The sequence below is a fragment of the Rhodococcus sp. NPDC057135 genome (assembly GCF_042670865.1).
Classification (GTDB): Bacteria; Actinomycetota; Actinomycetes; order Mycobacteriales; family Mycobacteriaceae; genus Rhodococcus_F.
The window spans coordinates 142,404-162,046 of record NZ_JBHUUU010000008.1 but is presented as its reverse complement, the minus strand read 5'-3'; the positions used below and the strand labels follow the sequence as shown (position 1 = coordinate 162,046).

17 protein-coding genes are annotated in these 19,643 nt (G+C 61.0%); 3 read left to right on the top strand and 14 right to left on the bottom strand.

The genetic code is table 11. The annotated features are described in order from the left end of the window. Positions 1-10 precede the first annotated feature (10 nt). On the top strand, positions 11-1,444 hold the full coding sequence (locus tag ACFT1A_RS17100; protein WP_003941597.1) for an acyl-CoA carboxylase subunit beta: 1,434 nt from the start codon (positions 11-13) through the stop codon (positions 1,442-1,444). A 110-nt stretch (positions 1,445-1,554) separates the two neighbouring features. Here ACFT1A_RS17100 and ACFT1A_RS17095 read toward each other — a convergent pair whose 3' ends face one another. The 13 genes from ACFT1A_RS17095 to ACFT1A_RS17035 all read right to left on the bottom strand — a co-directional run bounded on the left by ACFT1A_RS17095 (position 1,555) and on the right by ACFT1A_RS17035 (position 16,455). Next, complete coding sequence (locus tag ACFT1A_RS17095) at positions 1,555-2,064, bottom strand: DUF3145 domain-containing protein (protein ID WP_378447935.1); 510 nt, start codon at positions 2,062-2,064, stop codon at positions 1,555-1,557. A gap of 128 nt (positions 2,065-2,192) precedes the next feature. Next, entirely contained in the window at positions 2,193-3,032 is an 840-nt protein-coding gene (locus tag ACFT1A_RS17090) for a serine hydrolase domain-containing protein (RefSeq protein WP_378447934.1), read from the bottom strand. Between the two features lie 36 nt (positions 3,033-3,068). Beyond that, positions 3,069-4,196, bottom strand: coding sequence for an NDMA-dependent alcohol dehydrogenase (locus tag ACFT1A_RS17085; protein ID WP_378447933.1), 1,128 nt, complete (start codon positions 4,194-4,196; stop codon positions 3,069-3,071). A 323-nt stretch (positions 4,197-4,519) separates the two neighbouring features. Beyond that, positions 4,520-5,818, bottom strand: coding sequence for a DUF222 domain-containing protein (locus ACFT1A_RS17080; protein ID WP_378447932.1), 1,299 nt, complete (start codon positions 5,816-5,818; stop codon positions 4,520-4,522). A gap of 66 nt (positions 5,819-5,884) precedes the next feature. Then, positions 5,885-6,559 carry a response regulator gene (locus ACFT1A_RS17075; RefSeq protein ID WP_378447931.1) on the bottom strand — a complete coding sequence of 225 codons (675 nt, stop codon included), beginning with the start codon at positions 6,557-6,559 and terminating at the stop codon, positions 5,885-5,887. Next, a complete protein-coding gene (locus tag ACFT1A_RS17070; protein ID WP_378447930.1) occupies positions 6,556-7,761 on the bottom strand; it encodes a sensor histidine kinase in 1,206 nt (401 codons plus the stop codon). Before ACFT1A_RS17070 ends, ACFT1A_RS17075 begins: the two co-directional genes overlap by 4 nt. A gap of 18 nt (positions 7,762-7,779) precedes the next feature. Next, positions 7,780-9,996, bottom strand: a complete 2,217-nt coding sequence (locus tag ACFT1A_RS17065; RefSeq protein WP_378447929.1) for an MMPL family transporter — start codon at positions 9,994-9,996, stop codon at positions 7,780-7,782. A gap of 95 nt (positions 9,997-10,091) precedes the next feature. Next, positions 10,092-11,009: a carbohydrate kinase gene (locus ACFT1A_RS17060; protein ID WP_378447928.1), complete on the bottom strand. Its 918-nt coding sequence runs from the start codon at positions 11,007-11,009 to the stop codon at positions 10,092-10,094. Positions 11,010-11,104: 95 nt separating this feature from the next. Next, positions 11,105-12,199, bottom strand: a complete 1,095-nt coding sequence (locus tag ACFT1A_RS17055; protein ID WP_378447927.1) for an ABC transporter ATP-binding protein — start codon at positions 12,197-12,199, stop codon at positions 11,105-11,107. Between the two features lie 28 nt (positions 12,200-12,227). Then, the gene (locus ACFT1A_RS17050; protein ID WP_378447926.1) at positions 12,228-13,094 is read right to left on the bottom strand and encodes a carbohydrate ABC transporter permease; all 867 of its coding nucleotides are present in this window, start codon (positions 13,092-13,094) and stop codon (positions 12,228-12,230) included. Next, positions 13,094-14,044 (bottom strand): carbohydrate ABC transporter permease, encoded by a 951-nt coding sequence (locus ACFT1A_RS17045; RefSeq protein ID WP_378447925.1) that lies wholly within the window; start codon positions 14,042-14,044, stop codon positions 13,094-13,096. The genes ACFT1A_RS17050 and ACFT1A_RS17045 overlap by 1 nt, the downstream gene beginning before the upstream one ends. Continuing rightward, the gene (locus ACFT1A_RS17040) at positions 14,041-15,393 is read right to left on the bottom strand and encodes an ABC transporter substrate-binding protein (RefSeq protein WP_378447924.1); all 1,353 of its coding nucleotides are present in this window, start codon (positions 15,391-15,393) and stop codon (positions 14,041-14,043) included. The genes ACFT1A_RS17045 and ACFT1A_RS17040 overlap by 4 nt, the downstream gene beginning before the upstream one ends. A gap of 63 nt (positions 15,394-15,456) precedes the next feature. Beyond that, the gene (locus tag ACFT1A_RS17035) at positions 15,457-16,455 is read right to left on the bottom strand and encodes a sugar-binding transcriptional regulator (protein WP_378447923.1); all 999 of its coding nucleotides are present in this window, start codon (positions 16,453-16,455) and stop codon (positions 15,457-15,459) included. 138 nt (positions 16,456-16,593) lie between these two features. Here ACFT1A_RS17035 and ACFT1A_RS17030 point away from each other — a divergent pair, with 138 nt between their 5' ends. Next, positions 16,594-17,604: an NAD(P)-dependent alcohol dehydrogenase gene (locus tag ACFT1A_RS17030; protein ID WP_378448040.1), complete on the top strand. Its 1,011-nt coding sequence runs from the start codon at positions 16,594-16,596 to the stop codon at positions 17,602-17,604. A gap of 7 nt (positions 17,605-17,611) precedes the next feature. Continuing rightward, on the top strand, positions 17,612-19,084 hold the full coding sequence (locus ACFT1A_RS17025; protein WP_378447922.1) for a mannitol dehydrogenase family protein: 1,473 nt from the start codon (positions 17,612-17,614) through the stop codon (positions 19,082-19,084). Here ACFT1A_RS17025 and ACFT1A_RS17020 read toward each other — a convergent pair whose 3' ends face one another. Next, positions 19,085-19,603, bottom strand: a complete 519-nt coding sequence (locus tag ACFT1A_RS17020) for a DinB family protein (RefSeq protein ID WP_378447921.1) — start codon at positions 19,601-19,603, stop codon at positions 19,085-19,087. Between the last annotated feature and the right edge of the window lie 40 nt (positions 19,604-19,643).

The following is a 19,643-nucleotide window of genomic DNA, read 5'->3' as shown; positions in this document are numbered from 1 at the left end:
GGAGGACGCGATGACCATCCTGGCCCCCGTGACAAAGTCCGAATCATCGACAGACCCGCGCGATCCTCTTGCGCGCCTGGAAAATCTGTTCGACCCCGGCACCACAGTTCCACTCCACGCCCGTGACAAGTCCGGTGTGCTTGCTGCTTCCGGAAACATCGACGGCGTCCGCACCATCGCATACTGCTCCGACGCCACCGTCATGGGCGGCGCAATGGGCGTCGACGGCTGCAAACACCTCGTCAAAGCCATCGATACCGCCATCGAGGAAGAGTCCCCCATCGTGGGCCTCTGGCACTCCGGTGGCGCGCGTCTGGCTGAAGGCGTCGAAGCACTCCACGCAGTCGGACTGGTCTTCGAGGCCATGGTCCGCGCGTCGGGTCTCATACCTCAAATTTCCGTCGTGCTCGGCTTCGCGGCCGGCGGAGCCGCGTACGGTCCAGCCCTCACCGATGTCGTGATCATGGCCCCGGAAGGCCGAGTGTTCGTCACCGGCCCAGACGTAGTTCGCAGTGTCACCGGCGAACAGGTCGACATGGTTTCACTCGGCGGTCCGGACACACACACCAAGAAGTCCGGTGTCGCACACATCGCCGCACACGACGAGGCCGACGCATTGCACCGTGCACGCCGCCTGGTTTCGATGATGTGCGAGCAGGGCGAATTCGATCAGCGTGCGGCCGAACTCGGCGACAGCGATTTGCGCGCCATGATGCCCGCGTCCGCAAAACGTGCGTACGACGTTCGTCCGATCGTTCACGAAATGCTCGACAACGTCGAAGGCGAGTCGAGTTTCGAAGAACTGCAAGGCAATTACGCGCGGAGCATCGTCACCGGATTCGGTCGAATGGCCGGACGTACCGTTGGCGTCATCGCGAACAACCCACTCCGACTCGGCGGGTGCCTGAACTCCGAAAGTGCAGAGAAGGCCGCTCGGTTCGTGCGACTGTGCAACGCATTCGGCGTGCCGCTCGTGGTCGTCGTCGATGTTCCCGGGTATCTGCCGGGCGTCTCGATGGAGTGGGAAGGCGTTGTCCGACGCGGAGCGAAGTTACTTCACGCCTTCGCCGAGGCAACGGTCCCCCGGGTCACCGTCGTCACTCGAAAGATCTACGGCGGCGCATACATCGCGATGAACTCGAGAGCCCTCGGAGCAACGGCCGTATTCGCTTGGCCCAACTCCGAAGTTGCCGTGATGGGCGCGAAGGCTGCTGTCGGCATCCTGCACAAGCGGGCCCTCGCAGCTGCACCGGACGACGAGCGGGAAGCATTGCACGACCGCCTCGCTGCCGAGCACGAGGCAATCGCAGGCGGCGTCGACCGCGCGGTCGAAATCGGCGTCGTCGACGAGGAAATCGACCCGGCGAAGACTCGCAGCATCGTCACTGCTGCGCTCGCGTCTGCGCCGTCTGTCCGCGCGCGGCACAAGAACATTCCGCTCTGACATCCCTTGACAGCAAGGTGGGCCTCGCCGATACGGCGGGGCCCACCTTTGTCATTCAAGTCTTAGTCGTTCAAGCCGCGAGAGCACTCAGGGTTCAGGATGGACCTCGGTCAGCTGACGCGCCTTCGTAGCCATGTCACTTCGGCACCTTCGCCTGAACTCCGGAAGGGTTCGAGTTCCTCGTCCCACGGTGCGCCTATTGCCCGACCGATTTCCGCGGCGATGTCTCCACCGGAATTCATGATGGACCGCAGCTTCATCTCCCCGACGACGACATCACCGTTCGCACTGGTGGATCCGCGCCACAAACCGAGACCAGGTACATGGCTGTACCGTTCGCCGTCGACGCCGTGACTCGGATCCTCGGTGACCTCGAACCGCAACATCGGCCACGCGCGTAGCGAATCGACCAGGCGGGCACAGGTTCCGACGGGACCTGTCCAATCCGTCGTTGCACGGAGAAGGCCGTCGTAGGCAGGCTGGGAGGTCCATCTGAGTTTGGCAGGGCTGTCCAACGTGGCGGACAGAGCCCAATCCACGTGCGGGCACAGCGCCGCGGGCGACGAGTGGATGTAAACCACACCAGTCGTCACGTCCGCGAATTGATTCATTTCGCGCACTCGAGCCTCCTGCTTCGACGAGGGACGTCTTCCCCAACGACCTCTGTCGAGTTCGTGCAGCACGCTCGATTGAACAGTGTGCCTTGTGTTACCCGTGTTGCGCCAGTGGAAGGAGAGAAATTTGTGCTCTATCGAGAAACTTCGCCGATCACGCCATCGGACAATTCAGTCCACAAAGGTTTGGCCCAGTCACCGAAGTCGCGATCGGTAAGTACGACGCACGCAGTATCGATCGCGGGATCGACCCACAGGAAAGTCCCCGATTGACCGAAGTGACCGAAGGTTGCCGGCGAGTTCTCGAGACCAGTCCAATGCGGACGCTTGTCGCCGCGAATTTCGAATCCGAGTCCCCAGTCGTTGGGGCGCTGAGAGCCGTAACCCGGAAGGATTCCGTTGAGCCCCGGGAACTGGACGGTCGTCGCCTCGGCGAACGTCTGCGTCGAAACAAGGGTCGGTGAGAGCAGTTCAGCCGCGAACTTGGCCAAGTCGTCTGCAGATGCCTGCGCACCGTGGCCGGCCGGACCGACGAGACCCGCACTGGTCATCCCCAATGGCGCGAACACGGCCTCGGCCAGATAGTCGGCAAATTCGATCTCGGTCTCCCGGGAAACCAACTCGGCAAGTACCTCGAATCCCGCACTCGAATAGATCCGCTTCGACGCCACCGGCGCCTGAACGACACGTTCGGCGAATGCCAACCCCGACGCGTGCGCGAGGAGATGGCGAACCGTCGACCCCTCAGGTCCGGCCGGCCCGTCCAGCTCGACCGCCCCTTCCTCCACCGCGACGAGAATCGCGTAGGCGCACAACAGTTTTGTCACCGAAGCCAGAGGGAAAACGTGCGACTGATCGCCGCTGAAACCACGAACGCGGTCGCCCTCACCCGAGTTCTTCCCGGAGAGGACGACCGCTGCCGCATTGTCGACCGGCCACTGCTGGATTACGTCAAGACTGTGAGTACTGGGCACCCGATCAGACTACTGGCACAAGCGTTGCGCTTCCGATCACCAGTCAGCTTCGGTGTACCGGATGACGCCGCGGATGTTCTTGCCATCCAACATGTCCTGGTAGCCGTCGTTCACACCTTCGAGGGTGTAGGTCCGAGTGACCATGTCGTCGAGGTTCAGCCTGCCTGCCTTGTACATCGCGAGGAGGTTCGGCACGTCCTGGCGAGCGTTGCCACCGCCGAAGATGTTGCCCTGAAGATCCTTCTGAAGCATCGACATCAGGAACAGGTTCAGCTTTACGTCCATGTCCGTCAGATGCCCCATCGCGGTGACAACACAACGACCAGCCTTGGCCGTCAGAATCATCGCCTCTTCGACGTACTCACCCTTCATTTCGCCGACGGTGATGATCGTCTTCTGCGCCATGCGTCCATACGTAGCGTCGATTATCGGCTGAATGGCAGCGGCGGCGCTTTCGAACGCATGTGTTGCGCCGAACTTCAGAGCCTGCTCACGCTTCCACGGCACAGGATCGATGGCGAAGATGTAGCGGGCACCCGACGCAACAGCACCCTGCAGGGCACTGATACCGACGCCGCCAACGCCCATGATCACAACGTCTTCACCCGGCTTCACATCAGCGATGTGTGTTGCCGATCCCCAACCGGTGGGAACGCCGCAACCGACGAGTGCTGCAACCTCGAACGGAATGTCCTTGTCGATCTTCACAACCGAAGACTGGTTCACGACCATGTAGGGCGAGAACGTCCCTAGCAGGCACATCGGGATCACGTTTTCGCCGCGAGCCTGGATTCGGTAGGTGCCGTCACTGATGGCCTGGCCGCTGAGCAGACCCATCCCGAGGTCACACAGATTCTGATGGCCGCCCGAACACGCCGGACAGGTTCCACAAGCCGGAATGAAGGACAGGACGACGTGGTCGCCGACCTCCAACCCCTTGACCTCTGGGCCGAGCTTGGTGATGACGCCCGAACCCTCGTGCCCACCCATGACGGGGAACGACGGCATCGGGGTCGCGCCGGTGACGATGTGGTGATCGGAGTGGCACATTCCGGCCGCTTCCATGCGAATCTGAACTTCGCCGGCTACCGGCTCGCCGATCTCGATCTCCTCGACGGACCACTTCTCGTTGAGGCCCCACAGGATTGCACCCTTGGTCTTCACGTCACTTCACCCTTTCATTCGCACACCCGCATCTATCTCTGTGACCATAGCCACAAAACTGCGAAATTGGAACGTGTTCTAACGAAAGATTTCGCGGTGCAGGTCAGCCGTCCAAATGACCTGGCACAACCGGCGTGGCAGCGACGAAAAAATGACCCACTGAGTGGGACACGTCGCCCTGCCTCACCGAAATCACGGTCGCGCTGAAACCACGGTCGCGCCGAAGCCACGGCCATCACGAGAGCACGCACCTTGGACTCCGCCTCCGGCAGTCAAGTCGGATGCGGAGCCTGGCGTGGGCTGTTGTGCCTGAGAAGCTGTTCTCAGGTTTTGAAGGTGGTGTTCGCCGGCCGGGGGTGCTGTCCGGGGTCGATGGAGGGCGGCGGGATGAACCACGGTTTGTTGTCGACACCGATTCGGATTTCCCACTTGCCGACGAACCCCGATTTCCGGTGCATCAGCCGGTGGTGGGAACGGCACAGCAGGACAAGGTTGTTCATCACCGTCGGGCCGCCGTTCGCCCAGTGCTTAATGTGGTGCGCATCGGTCCAGGCTGGTACGCATGAACACCCCGGGAACGCGCAGCCCTTGTCTCGGGCGATCAGGGCGACGCGTTGTTCGGCGTTGACCAACCGTTTTCCGGGTTTCGCATCGAGCGGTGCGCCGTGATCGTCGAGTAGGACGGTGGACAGGAAACAGTCGCACCCCAACAACCTCGTCTGCGACACCGACAGCGGTCCGAGCCATGGCATGTGCCCGACATCGAGATCCGACGGGGACTCTTCACCATTCGAGGGCGCGGCGGCGCAGTCCCGATGCTCAGCGAGATCGCGCGCGTTGATGTGCACGTTCACGTGCGGACGTTGGCCGCCGTCGGTTCCGGTTTTTGCGCAGTCGAGGTAGCGGCGGATCAGTTCGGTGAACCCGTCCGCGGTCCGCTTTGCCGCCGACCGTGCGTCGGGGGTTCCGTCGGGTGCCGGGGTCGGCATCGTCAAATTCGACAGGGCCGAGAGCAGCATTTCGCCGGTGAGGGCGTCGAAATCCCCACGAACCACCACCCGACCGTTCAAGGTCGAGGCGATCCGCAGTTCGTTCCGGTCGACGTCTTCGGCGGGCGGAATCTCATCGGATTCGAACACCCGCTCCAAGGTCGCGATAACGTGCCGCACCTTCGTCGTCGTCGCCTCCACCCCCGAGGCTGCCGCAAGCAGCAGGTCGATACAGCGAGGTAACGCCTCGTCCGGCATCCCCTTCGGCGGGGATTCGCAGAACGCCACGATCAACACTGCGTGATCGAACGAGCAATCCCCGCAATCGAATCTCGCTGCTACCGCGGGAAACGGCCGCAACGCTGCACCCAACGCGGCGATCTTCTTCCCGTCCCGAACCTGCAGCATCGTGTTCGCCGCCAACCATGACCCGACTCCGCGGCTGGCAATCACCTGATCATCCGGACGCATCGACAGTTCGTCCACCACCGCCACCCGCACCGCTTCCAGGCGAAGAATCTCCGCACTCGCCGACACAGCAGCAGCCCGTAACTCGGCGGCAGTCAACTGCCACAACTGCCCGCGCAACCCCACCGCAGAACTCGAAACCACGTCCGACAACAAGACACTCATAGAATCCCCCGATCCCCACCCTCTACAATAGTCGAACACACGTTCGAGTCAAGAGGGTTTATCGAATCAATCCACCGAGCGTCCCGGAACCACCAGACCGCATTGATAGGCCAGAACCACCAACTGTGCGCGGTCACGGACATCAAGTTTTGTCATCGCCCGGTTCACGTGCGTTTTTGCCGTGACAGCGCTGATCACCAACTCCGCGGCGATCTCGTCGTTGGACATCCCCATAGCAACGAGAGTTACCACCTCGAGTTCACGCGGCGTCAATTGACCGAAGATCCCAGAAGCCGAGTCTGCCCGCGAAGGGATGGAAAGGAATCGAGTAATCAACGCACTGGTCGCCATCGGCGACAACAACGAGTTGCCACTTGCGACCGTCCGAACAGCATCCAGCAGATCTTCAGCCCGGATCCCTTTGCCGATAAAGCCGCTGGCACCCGCCCGGATCGCCTGTGCCACATGCTCATCCACCTCGAATGTCGTCAGGATCAACACGTGTACGTCGGACAAATCCGGATGATCGGCGATCATGGCGGTTGCTTCGACACCGCTGGTGCCCGGCATTCGAATATCCATGAGTACAACGTCAGGTCGGTGTTCGAGCGCTGCCTGGAATGCCTGCTCTCCGTCCGCCGCCTCGGCGACCACCTCCATGTCGTCTTCAGAACCGATGAGCAGTGCAAGCGTTTGCCGAAAGAGCGCCTGATCGTCCGCCACTACTACCCGAACAGTCACAGCGATTCCTCACGCAGAGAACCGCTCGACACTGACACAAGCGGAAGTTGCGCGTCCACACGAAATCCCCCGTCCGCACGGAATCCTGCTGACACCTCGCCTCCCATTGCCTGCGCCCTCTCCTTCATTCCCAGCAGTCCGTACCCGGGTGGCGAAGTCGAAGGCACTGCTGTTCCGGAGTTTTCGACAGTCAGCACCAGAACCTCGGCTTCGTACGACAACGACACGGTGACGGCCCCTGGCAGCGCATGTTTGCTCGCATTCACGAGTGCCTCCTGGATAATTCGGTACGCCGTGAGATCTACTGCGGGCCCGAGCGAGCGAACAGAACCCACAGCGCGCACCTCGATTTCCATTCCTGCACTGACGAATTGATCCACCAGTGCCGGTAGATCCGAAAGCCCCGGAGCCGGCTTCATCGAGCGATCGCCGTCCTGCGCATCACGGAGAACACCAACGGTGGCCCGAATCTCGTCCAGTGCGGCCTTGGATGTTTCTTCCACTCCGCGTAGTGCAGTCGTCGCTTTCTCCGGGTCTTTCCCGATCAGGTGCGACGCGACCCCAACTTGCAGATTGACCAATGCAATGTGGTGCGCGACGACGTCGTGCAGGTCTCGCGCTATCCGCATTCTTTCTTCGACGACCCGGTGTCGAGCCTCGTCCTCGCGCATTCTTTCCGCTTGCACCGCACGCTCTTCGACGGACTCCAGATATGCACGGCGAGAACGGACCTCAGCGCCGGCGAAACTCGCCATCAGCAACCAAGACAACATCCCCAGCGCTTCCTGTAGGAGGTTGTTTCCTACTCCCAGGAAAGTCGTGACAAGCATCAGCGATCCGACTGTGATTGCCGCTGCGAAAAAGGTCTTCCGGCGGTCACTCGTGCTGGCAACGTAATAGAGGCATACCATCGCCGCCGAACCTGTGCCGGCATTCGGCGGCGTCGACAGCGCAATCATCAAAACGCCGAGAAGCACTGCCACCGCGAGCGCCGAGAACGGATAGCGCCTTCGGAACACGATGGTTGCGGCTGCAATAGCTGTCACGACGACTCCCACAACCGTGACCTCGCGGGTCTCATTGCCGTCGAGCGCGATGCGGTGCGCCGTCCACGTGGCAAGGAGCACGAGGATGGTCAGTGCCAGGTCGATGGTGCGCGGGTGTTCCGCACACCATCGACCCCACGTCGAAGTCGAGGTCATCGATCTACCGTATCCGGATCACACCGACAACTTGTCGTTCGCGGGCTCAGTGGAATCCTTCGAATCTGCGAGCAGCGCAGTCAACTGCTCCCCCTCGACATCGACGTTCGGGACCAACCGGTCCAGCCAAGCGGGGAACCACCATGCCTTCGAGCCCAACAGGGACATGACGGCCGGAACGACTGTCATGCGAATCACGAAGGCGTCGAACAGAACCGCGAACGAAAGTCCGAGTCCGATCTGCATGATGAAGGCGTCGCCGCCGAAGATGAAGCCCGCGAAAACGGCGATCATGATGAGCGCCGCGGCCGTGACCACTCGGGCACCCTGGTCGAAGCCCTTCACGACTGCTTCGTCCGGTCCGTCGCCGTGGACGTACGCTTCACGCATTCGGGTCACCAGGAACACCTGATAGTCCATCGCCAACCCGAAGACGATGCCGATCATGAAGATTGGCAACATCGCGACAACTGATCCGGTTTGACCCTCGATTCCGAGAATCCCGGCGAACCAACCCCACTGGAAGATCGCGACCAGCACACCGAACGTCGCGCCGATGGAGAGCAGAAATCCGAGAGTTGCCTTGAGCGGTACCAGTATCGAGCGGAATACCAACATCAAGAGGATGAAGGCGAGGCCGACGACCAATGCGAGATAAGGAACCAGGGCATCGGCCAGGCGGTCCGAGACGTCGATCGTCAAGGCTGTCTGACCGGTGACCGACATCGTGGCCCCGGTCTCGTCGGTCAGCGATCCGGCGACCGCTCGAATATCGGCGACGAGCGCCTTGGTTGCCTCGGTTTCCGGGCCACTCGACGGAACCACTGTGATGACTGCTGTGTCACCGGCCTGATTGAGCGCGGGCGGCGTCACTGCCGCTACGTCGGGCAGAGCACCGAGTTTCTCTTGGGCCCCACTCAATGCCAATGTCGGATCTGCGGCGTCGGCAACGTCGACGACCACCATCAGCGGACCGCTGAACCCGGCACCGAATCCCTCGGAAAGTCGGTCGGTGGCTCGGGCGGCAGTGGTGTCGGGCACCGGTGGGCTCGCCAAGCTCAGGTTGATGCCGAAGGTGGGGATCGCTAGCAATCCCAGCCCGAGAACTGACGCGAGCAAAACCGGAACTCGACGCCGGATCACGAACTTGGCCCATCGCGAGCCTGCGCCTTCCTTCGTTTTGCGATGCGTCAACTGACCACCGGACGCAAGCAGGCGACGATCGGATCGGCTCAGAACGCGCGATCCTGCAAATCCCAGCGTGGCGGGCAGCAGAGTCAGTGAAATCACCACGGCAACAGCAACTGCGAACGCCGCAGCCAGACCCATGCTCGTCAGGAACGGGATGTTCACGACGAACAATCCTGCCAATGCGATGAGCACGGTCAACCCCGCGAACACTACGGCCGATCCCGCTGTCCCGGCTGCGCGGCCCGCTGCAATTTCGGGATCATGTCCGTCACGTAGTTCTGAGCGGTAGCGCGAGACGATGAACAGCGAGTAGTCGATGGCCACGGCCAGACCCAGCATCATTGCCAGGACGGTTGTGCTCGAACCCAATTCGATGAAGCCCGTTGCGATGGTGATCGTGCAGATCGCGATGCCGATGCCGATGAGTGCACTGATCAACGGAAGCCCTGCCGCCACCAACGAACCGAAAGTGACCGTCAGGACCACCGCGGCGATCGCGACGCCGATCACCTCGCCCATCGATTCGGCACTGCTTTCCATAAGCACGTTGCCGGCGACATCGACCGCCAGTCCCGAACCCGCAGCGTCGTGAACGGCCGACTCGAGCAGTTCTTTCGAGCTATCCGGCAAGTCCATCGAGTCGGCGGTATAGGAGACCTGCATGTATCCGATGGTCCCAGTCGACGACACTCCCCCGGAGGCATACGGATCCGATACCGCTGCAACCTCGGGATCCTTCCCGAGCGCAGAGACCAAGTCACTGACGGATTGTCGAATCGCCGGATCGGTGAGCGTCGTGCCCGCAGGAGATTCGAAGACGATGCGAGCACTGGCTCCGTCGGTGGACGATTGCGGGAATCTTTCAGCCAGAAGATCTTGCGCCGCTTGCGATTCGGTACCCGGGATCGACAACGTGTTGACCGTCGGACCGGACAGCGTTGCTGCGCCCACTCCGCCCGCCACCAGCAGGACGAGCCAGAAGCCCACCATCGCCCAGCGGCGCCGAAACGCAAGTCTCGAGAGTTTGTACAGAAATATCGACATGCGTATCACTGTGCCGATACACGACCCCGTCGCACATCGTGCACAGGTAGACACTTACGCGTACTGCGCTCGCAGTAGGGCGGTGGTCCCCAGGGCTAGCCGATCAGGCCCAACTCCCTCGACCACGGCGGATCCGCCCCCGGTCGCGACACCGTGACAGCTGCCGCGCGCGCAGCGAAGATCAACGCAGCCGTCCAATCGGACTCGGAAAACCCACGCAGAACGGCGGCGTCGAGTGCGTCGTGTCGATCAAGGTAAGCCAACAGCGCTCCGTGTACCGTGTCGCCCGCACCGATCGTGTCCGCGACGTCAACCGCGGGCGCCGACACCGAAACATCGAGTTCGCTGGTGATCAACCGCAACCCATCACCACCTCGGGTGAGCAGCACGGCGCCGACGCCTTCGTCCAGCCACTCGGTGCCGTCGACCGAACCCAACCACTGGGCGTCGTCGTCGCTCACCTTGAGAATGTCGATGGACGGTAACCACGACCGAAACCGTCGTCGATAGGCGTCTGGGTCTGCGATCACCGCCGGGCGAATGTTGGGGTCCACCATGGTGAGTCGACCGCGGGCATGAGCTTCGTGCAGCATCGCTTCGTAGGCAGAGGCACCGGGCTCGAGCACCAGCGACAGCGTTCCGAACGAGAACGCCCGAGCGAAGGGAAGTTTCGGCAGCGCAAACTGTCGATCCGCCGTTCCCTCGAGATAGAAGGAGTACCGCGCTCCCCCGTCGGCAGCAAGATTCACGACGGCCAGAGTTGTCGGCTCGGCCCCGCGTTCGACTCCGGTTGTGTCGACGTTCGACGCGGCCAGCGAGTCGATCATCCGATCTCCGAACGCGTCGGTGGACAAGCGAGAGACGAATCCCACGTCAGAGCCGAGTCGACCCAATGCGATCGCAACGTTGAACGGACCCCCGCCCAATTTGGGCGAGAAGTTATCCCCCACCGGTACCAGATCGACCAGTCCCTCACCACACACCACGACGGATCGTTCGCGTGTATCACTCATCGGTAGACCCTAACCTTCTTGCCAATCGAAGATGGATGTGACCTGCTCGGCACGAACGAATTCGGGTGCCGAGCAGGTCACGATTGTGGAGGGGTTCAGCTACCCACGCGCTCGCCGGTCGTGGGGTCGAAGAGGTGAACCGGACCGTCCACCCGCTCGAAACCGAGAGTCTGGCCGTACTGCAACTTCGATCGCCCACCGGTGCGTGCGACGAGCGAAATCGGATCGGCTTCCGTGCCGGGTACGTGCGCGTAGATGTACGACTCGTTGCCCAGTTCCTCGACCAGGTCGATCTGAGCTGCGATTCCGTCTCCGGCCGCGACCACCTGGAATTGTTCAGGCCGAATTCCCACGGTGACCGAACTCAGACCGGCTGCGGCGATTGCCGTCATCTGCTCGCGGTCGAGCGGAACTTCGACGGCACCGAAGCGGACGCCACCCGAACTGACCGGCACCGTCACCAAGTTCATTCCCGGAGATCCGATGAATCCGGCAACAAACGCATTGGCGGGCCGATCGTAAAGTTCGGTCGGAGAGGCGAACTGCTGCAACTTACCGCCCTTGAGCACGGCCACGCGATCACCCATCGTCATCGCTTCCACCTGATCGTGTGTGACGTAGACGGTGGTGGTTCCGAGTCGTCGCTGCAATGCCGCGATTTGCGTGCGAGTCTGGACGCGCAGCTTGGCGTCGAGGTTGGAAAGCGGCTCGTCCATGCAGAACACTTGCGGTTCACGAACGATGGCGCGGCCCATCGCAACTCGCTGCCGTTGACCACCGGAAAGCTTGGCCGGCTTGCGGTCGAGATACTCCGTCAGGTCAAGAAGTTTGGCCGCTTCGGCAACTTTCTTCTTTCGCTCCTCGACGGGCACACCGCGCATCTTCAGCGCGAACCCCATGTTCTCGCCGACGGTTTTGTTGGGGTAAAGCGCATAGTTCTGGAAGACCATCGCGATGTCACGGTCCTTCGACGGGACATCGGTCATGTCCTTGCCGTTGATGGTGATCGCGCCCGAATCGATGTCCTCGAGCCCCGCCAACATGCGTAGTGCCGTGGACTTTCCGGAACCTGACGGACCGACGAGCACGATGAACTCACCGTCGTTGATGTCGAGATCGAGTGAATCGACAGCGAGAGTGCCGGCACCTTCGTAGATGCAAGACGCTTTCTGGTACGAGATTTCAGCCATGACGAACTCCTGAGAAGGGTGAGGAGAATTATTTGATTGCACCGAAGGACAGGCCGCGCACCAGTTTGTTCTGGGCGAACCAACCGGCCAAGATGACGGGCAATGCCGCCATGGTCGCTGCCGCGGAGAGCCGAGCCCAGTACAGGCCCTCGCCCGTGATGAACCCGACCAAGAAGACCGGAATCGTTTGTGCTTGAACAGCTGTCAGATTGACGGCGAAGAAGAACTCATTCCACGAGAAGATCACACAGATCAGTGCGGTGGCAGCGATGCCGGGTGAGATCAGAGGCAGGATCACCTCGCGAACCGAAGTCCACAGGCTGGCACCATCCATGCTGGCCGCTTCGAGAAGCTCGCCGGGAACTTCGAGAAAGAAGGAGCGCATCATCCACACCGCGATCGGCAGATTCATCGAGGTGTACAGGATGACCAGGGCCCAGATGTTGTCGAGCAGGCCGATGTCGTTGACGATCACGTACAGCGGCACGATCGCTGCCACGACGGGGAGCATCTTCGTACTGATGAAGAAGAACAGAACGTCCTGGGTCTTGGCGACCGGTCGGAGCGACAAGGCAAATGCCGCCGGAACACCAAGTAGCAGAACCAGAATGGTCGACATCCCCGTGGCGAAGGCAGAGTTCGCCAGAGTCGTCCCGAGGCCGGAGTCGAGGACGGCTCGGAACTGCTCGAGGGTCGGGGTGAAGAACAGCTTCGGCGGATCGGTGTACGCGTCCGCCTCGGTCTTGAACGCGGTCAGGACCATCCAGAAGACCGGAAAGAAGAACCCGAGGGCCGCGATCCACGCCACGACCGACCACGGACTGAACTTACTGCTCTTCTTCTTCTTGACGACGGGCTTGTCGGTCGTCGCACTTGTCGTCTCTACGGCAGTCATCACGCCGCCTCCTCGTTGCCGGTGAAGCTCTTGAAGATCAGTCGAAGCGCAAGCGTGGACACGATGATGGTCGCGATCACTGTCACGACACCCATCGCCGCGGCTTGACCGACGTCGAAGCCGAGGAACGCGCGCTGGTAGATGTAGAACGGCAGGTTCGAGCTGGCCACGCCGGGCCCACCCGACGTCATCATGTACACCGCGTCAAATGTGTTCACGAGGTAGATCGCGCCGAGAACTGCACCGAGTTCGATGAAGCGACGCAGGTGCGGCAGTGTCAGTTCGCGGAACATCGCAAAAGGCTTGGCTCCGTCCACCCGTGCGGCTTCGAGGATGTCTCGGGGCATCGACTGCAAACCGGCCAGAATGAGCAGCATCATGAATGGCGTCCACTGCCAGATCAGATTGATCATGACCGCGGCGAGCGGAAACTTGCTGACCCAGTCGACCTGGCCGACGCCGAAAGGCTGGAGGACGAAGTTCACGATACCGAATACCGGATCGAACATTGTTGTCTTCCACAGCAATGCACCAGCGACGGGAGTTATGAGGAACGGCGTGATCAGCAGCGTTCGCACGATACCGCGACCGAGGAAGGCTCGGTCGAGTAGCAGCGCCAATGCGAGTCCGAGGATCACCGAAACGATGACCGTACCCACGATCATGATGACCGTGTTGACCGCGACTTCCCGAAACTGGCTGTCCTTGAACACATCGATGTAGTTGTTGAACCAGTTGAAGTGCCGCGATCCGGGCCGGACAAGGTTCCAGGATTGCGTGGAGTAGTAGAGAGTGAACAGAAAGGGGATCTGCGTGACGACGATCGAGAAGATCAACGCCGGCAGCAACGGACCTCGACGACGCCAACCCTCGGCACGGGAGATCTTCTTGTCGATACGAACCGGTGGCGCGTCGTCCACCGTGGATCTGAGCTCAGCAACCGTAGTCATCGGTTCTCCTGATAGGTCTTGCCGACCACCTCGGCATACTGCTGCGATTGTTCGAGTGCTTCTTTCACACTCTTCTGACCCGCGATTGCCGCGCTGATCTGCTGGCTGACGCGAGTGCCCAGATCCTGGAACTCAGGGATGGTGAGGAACTGGACGCCGGTGTATGGAACCGGTTGCACTGTCGGGTTTTTCGGGTCTGCGTTGTTGATCGATTCGAGGGTGATCGGACCGAATGCCTTTGACGCTTCCTGATACTCCGGAATCACGTAGGTCGAAAGACGGCTTCCCGGAGGGACTCTCGACCAGCCGAGTTCAGTGCCGACCTTCTGGATGTAGTCCTTGTTCGTCATCCAGGAGATGAACTTCCAGGCATCGTCTTTGTTTTGTGCCGACTCCGGGATTCCGAGCGCCCAGGTGTAGAGCCATCCGGGATCGGACTTCTCGACCTTCGGGGCCTTCGCATATCCGATGTTGCCGACCACCTTCGACGATGCGGGATCTTCGAGCACCGACACAGCCGAGGTCGCGTCGTACCACATCGCCGTGTTGCCTTGCGCGAATTGTGTTGCGCATTCGCCGAACCCACTTGTGGCAGGCCCCGGCTGGCCGTGCTCCTTGACGGTGTCCACGTAGAACTGAACGGCCTCCTCGACCTGCGGACTGGTCAACTGCGCATTCCAGTTCTCGTCGTACCAGCGTCCGCCGAAAGTGTTGATCACTGTGTTGAGCGGCGCGAGAACCTCGCCCCAGCCCGGCTTTCCTCGCAGGCAGATTCCGGACATCTTGGCATCAGGGTTGTCGAATTGCTCTGCCCAACCTGCAACTTCCTGCCACGTCGGGTCTTCTGGAACTGTGATCCCCGCCTGGTCGAACAGGTCTTTGCGATACATCAGGAACGACGACTCCCCGTAGAACGGAACCGCGTACATGTTGTCCTCGTACGACAGTGAAGCCTTGATGGACGGTACGAAATCGTCCTCGTCATAACCTGGAGTCTTGTCCGCGTACTCGGACAGGTTCGTGAGCCAACCGTTCGCTGCCCACTGGGGCGTCTCGTAGTTGCTGATCATCGCGACGTCGAACTCGCCGCCACCGGTGGCCGTCGACGCTGTGATCTTGGCGCGGGCCTGGTTCTCGGAAAGGCTGACGAACTTGAGGTCGATGCCGGGGTTCTCGGCTTCGAAAGCCGGCGCCAATTTGATGGCGTCCTGCATCTGCGAGTTCGACACCATCGCAATGGTGACTGTTCGTTCGCCGGAACCACCGAGCGCACCAGCACCCGCACATCCCGACACCAGGAGGCAGAGCGCCGCCGCTGCAGCGCCCCACACTCGTCTTCCTGTTTTCACGGATTACCTTCCTTCACACTTGCGTGTCAGTCGCGCGCTCGGACAGCGAAACTCGTGAGAGCGCTACCCTTCGAGCAGCCACTGGGCGCACTCGACATCGGTGACGAGTACGTTTGCCAAACCTCCGCGCAATGCGCCCAGAACGGCCTGGCGTTTGTGTGTTCCCCCCGAAATCAGAATTGTCTGATCGCAGGATTTCACTGCGTCGAGCGGGACGGAGACCGTCCGCTCAGGCAGTGGCCCCTCCACTGGATTTCCGTCGATCGTGTAGAAACGGCCGCCGATTTCACCGACAGCCCCTCGACTTTCCAACTCGTCCAGCATGGTCGAGTCGACGAAACTGCCGGCAAACAAAGTCGTGGCCGTCGAAACAGCACCAACTCCGAAAACCATGATGTCGGAATCAGTTCCAGCCTTCAGGGCTTTCGAGATGACCGAGTCGTTTCGCATCGACTCCACCGTCGCTGGATCGGCATATAGCGGAGCATTGAGGCGAATAGGATTGGCCTGCAACTGTTGTGCGCATCGGCCGATGGTGAAGTCGACACCGGTTTGGTAGTCGGTCACCGTCATGGAGCCGTCAAGTTGTACCACAGCCGAGCACTTCGCCGCCTTGTCTGGCAAAGAACCCGCTACCGCTACGGTTTCCGGGCCCCATGTGAATCCGAGCACGCTCGACGGCTGCAGGCGCCGAACCAGGACTTCCGCTGCACGTCGGCCGAGCGCGTCGAAGTCCGGGTCGTCCGAGTCCGAATTCGCTTCGGGGACAATCAAAACTTCGGCCAACCCGAAGTGCTTCTCGAGCTCCGATTCCAATTCCGTGTTCACCGAACCTTCGAGCTCCGGCGGAACCATAATCTCGACCCTGACCAACCCTTGCGTCCGCGCCCTGGCCAACAGTCGCCCGGCCGTAGGCCTCGAGACGCCCAACTTCGCTGCAATCTCCGCCTGAGTGGCGCCTTCGAGGTGGTACATGGTCGCAGCCCGCAACGCGAGCCGCACATCCTCGGAAGCAGGCAACTTCGACGGCTTGAGTCCTGTGGGCTGAGCCGACTGGTTCACACGGTCTCCTTATGCATCAGGTTCAAAGATTCTCGATCGTGAGCAGATGCTCACTAGATGTTCTTATGCTCATTAAGCTAACATCAGGTTGTGACCCACACAACAGTTTCCGGAGAATCCATCGATCTACCTGCGACAATTCGGGCAAATGTCCTCGTTGAGACCGGAAAGATGCAGATGGTCGAGAGACCCCGGCCATCCCCGAAGGCTGGTGAAGTTCTCGTCCGCATCCACGCCGTGGGCGTGTGCGGGTCGGACGCGCACTACTTTCGCGAAGGCCGCATCGGTCCTTACGTCGTCAACGCACCCCTCGTTCTCGGACATGAGGCATCGGGACGCATCGCCGCAGTCGGCGACGGCGTCGATCCGGGACGCGTCGGGCAGCGCGTCTCCATCGAGCCGCAGAAGCCTGATCCGACAAGTCCCGAATCAAAGGCAGGCAGATACAACCTCTGCCCTCACATGGAGTTCTTCGCAACACCTCCGATTGACGGTGCACTCACCGACTACGTCACGATCGGTGCCGATTTCGCGCATCCCGTCGCAGATTCCGTGTCCTACGAGGCAGCTGCGCTGTTCGAGCCACTGTCAGTAGGGATCGCCTCCGCCCAGAAGGCAGGGATCACGGCTGGCTCTCGGGTGCTGATCGCCGGCGCCGGTCCGGTAGGAATCGTGACGACGCAGGTGGCCAAGGCATTTGGCGCCACGGAAGTCATCGTCTCGGACATCGATGCGGCCCGGCGTGATGTGGCACTGAAATTCGGCGCAACTACGGTCGTAGATCCCCGCGAAAGCGACGTACGCTCTCTCGCCGTCGACGCATTCATCGACGCTTCGGGTGCCACGGCCGCCGTAATCGACGGCATTCACGCCGTTCGGCCGTCTGGGACAGTCGTTTTGGTCGGAATGGGGGCCGACGAGATTCCGTTGCCGGTCCCGATCATCCAGAACCGCGAACTGATTCTGACCGGGGTGTTCCGATACGCCAACACGTGGCCGATCGCCGCCGCACTGGTCGCCGCCGGCCGGGTCGATCTGGATTCGATGGTCACTGCCCGCTTTTCACTCGAACAGTCGCAAGAGGCCCTGGTGGCCGACCGCATTCCCGGCAGCATCAAAGCCGTAGTCATCGTCGCCGAAGGAGACTAGAACTTTCATGGAACTCAATACGAAGACCTTGCACGACTTCGACACTTCACTCCAAGTGCCGAACTACGACCGGAGCAAAGTCACTACCGGCATAGTGCATTTCGGTGTCGGCGGCTTTCACCGTGCACACCAGGCCATGTACATCGACACTCTCCTGCGACGTGGCGAGGGCTTCGACTGGGGAATCTGCGGTGTGGGAGTGATGCCGTCGGACAAGCGAATGAGAGACGCACTCCGAGCGCAGGACGGCCTCTACACCCTGGCACTCAAGCATGCAGACGGAACGCTCGAGGGCCGGGTCATCGGGTCGATCGTCGAGTACCTGTTCGCTCCAGACGATCCGCAGGCAGTGATCGAAAAGATGGCATCCAAATCGACGAAGATCGTCTCCCTCACCATCACCGAGGGCGGATACAACATCTCGGACAGCACGGGAGAGTTCGACTCGTCCAATCCCGATGTGGTGCACGATCTCCAACCAGGAACACTCCCCCGCACTACCTTCGGTCTGATCTGCGCTGCACTCGCACTCCGTCGAGACCGGGGTCTGGCACCGTTCACGATCATGAGTTGCGACAACATCGAAGGCAACGGATCAGTCGCGAGGAACGCTTTCGGAGCCTTTGCCGCCCTGAAGGATCCCGAACTTGCGGAGTGGATCGAAGAGAACGGCGCCTTCCCCAACTCCATGGTCGACCGGATCACACCCGTCACGACAGCCGAGGTGACAGCAGAGATCGCCGAGACGTTTGGCGTCGAAGATCAGTGGCCGATTGCGGCGGAACCCTTCACCGCGTGGTTCCTCGAGGACGAGTTCACCATGGGCAGACCCCCTTTGGAGAATGCCGGTGTGAATCTGGTGCCGGACGTTCGCCCGTACGAACTCATGAAACTGCGCCTTCTCAACGCCAGCCATCAAGGCATCGCGTACTTCGGCTACCTTGCCGGATACCGCCTGGTCCACGAGGCATGCCAGGACGAACTCTTGTCAGGGTTCCTGCTCGACTACATGAATCTCGAAGCGACGCCGACCCTTGATCCGGTACCCGGCGTCGATCTCGATCAATACAAGAAGACCCTCATCGAACGATTCTCGAACCCTCAGGTCCGCGACACGATTGCACGTCTGTGTGCCGAGTCGTCCGATCGAATTCCCAAGTGGCTGTTGCCCGTCATCCGGAAGCAACTCGACGCGGGCGGGTCGATCAACCTGTCCACCGCCATTGTCGCCAGTTGGGCCCGCTACGCCGAGGGTTCAGACGAGAATGGAGACCCCATCACCGTCGTCGATCAGATGGCGGAGACTCTGGTACCGCTCGCGCAGAAGCAGTCGAGCGATCCACTGGCCTTCATCGGGAACCGCCAAGTCTTCGGAGATCTCGTGGACAACCGCCGATTTGTCGCAAGCTTCCGAAAGACTCTCGACTCATTGCACTCCGTCGGAGCCAGGAAAACTCTCGAGGAGGTACGTGGGCTCTGACTACGCCGATACGTCGTGGAGGTGATGGATCGGATCGTGAATGAAGTAGGCCGCCAGCGATTCGACGGTGAACGCCGATCCGTCACTACGGAGGCCCCGTCGTTGGCGGCCACCCTCTGGCACGGTTTCGAAAGCGTTCGCGATCTCCGCAGCAGCGTCCGACAATTCCGATGCCACCGTTGCCGGATCCTGGTCGTTGTATCGCTCGGCCTCAGCTGTTGCGTCCTGATCCCAGTTCTCGAATCTCGGATCGTCGAATTCGAGCATCTGTTCCAACCGCACCTTGAAGATCCTGAACACGTCGCGCACATGGGCGGAATACTCCAACGCTGACCATGTTTCGCTGTCTGGCCGCACTGTCACGTTCTCGCGTTCGAGCACTGCAGCCCAGGAGGCGGCGTTGGCACGCACCAGATCGGGAACGTCCGTGAATGCAACGCTGGATGAGTCGAACCCACACTCGGTGCAAGGGCGTTCGAGGACCCATGTCCAATTCTTTGTGTCCGGGGTGATCGGCATGGATCGAGAATAGTCCGCCAGAGCGGAGTCAGTCTGTTTT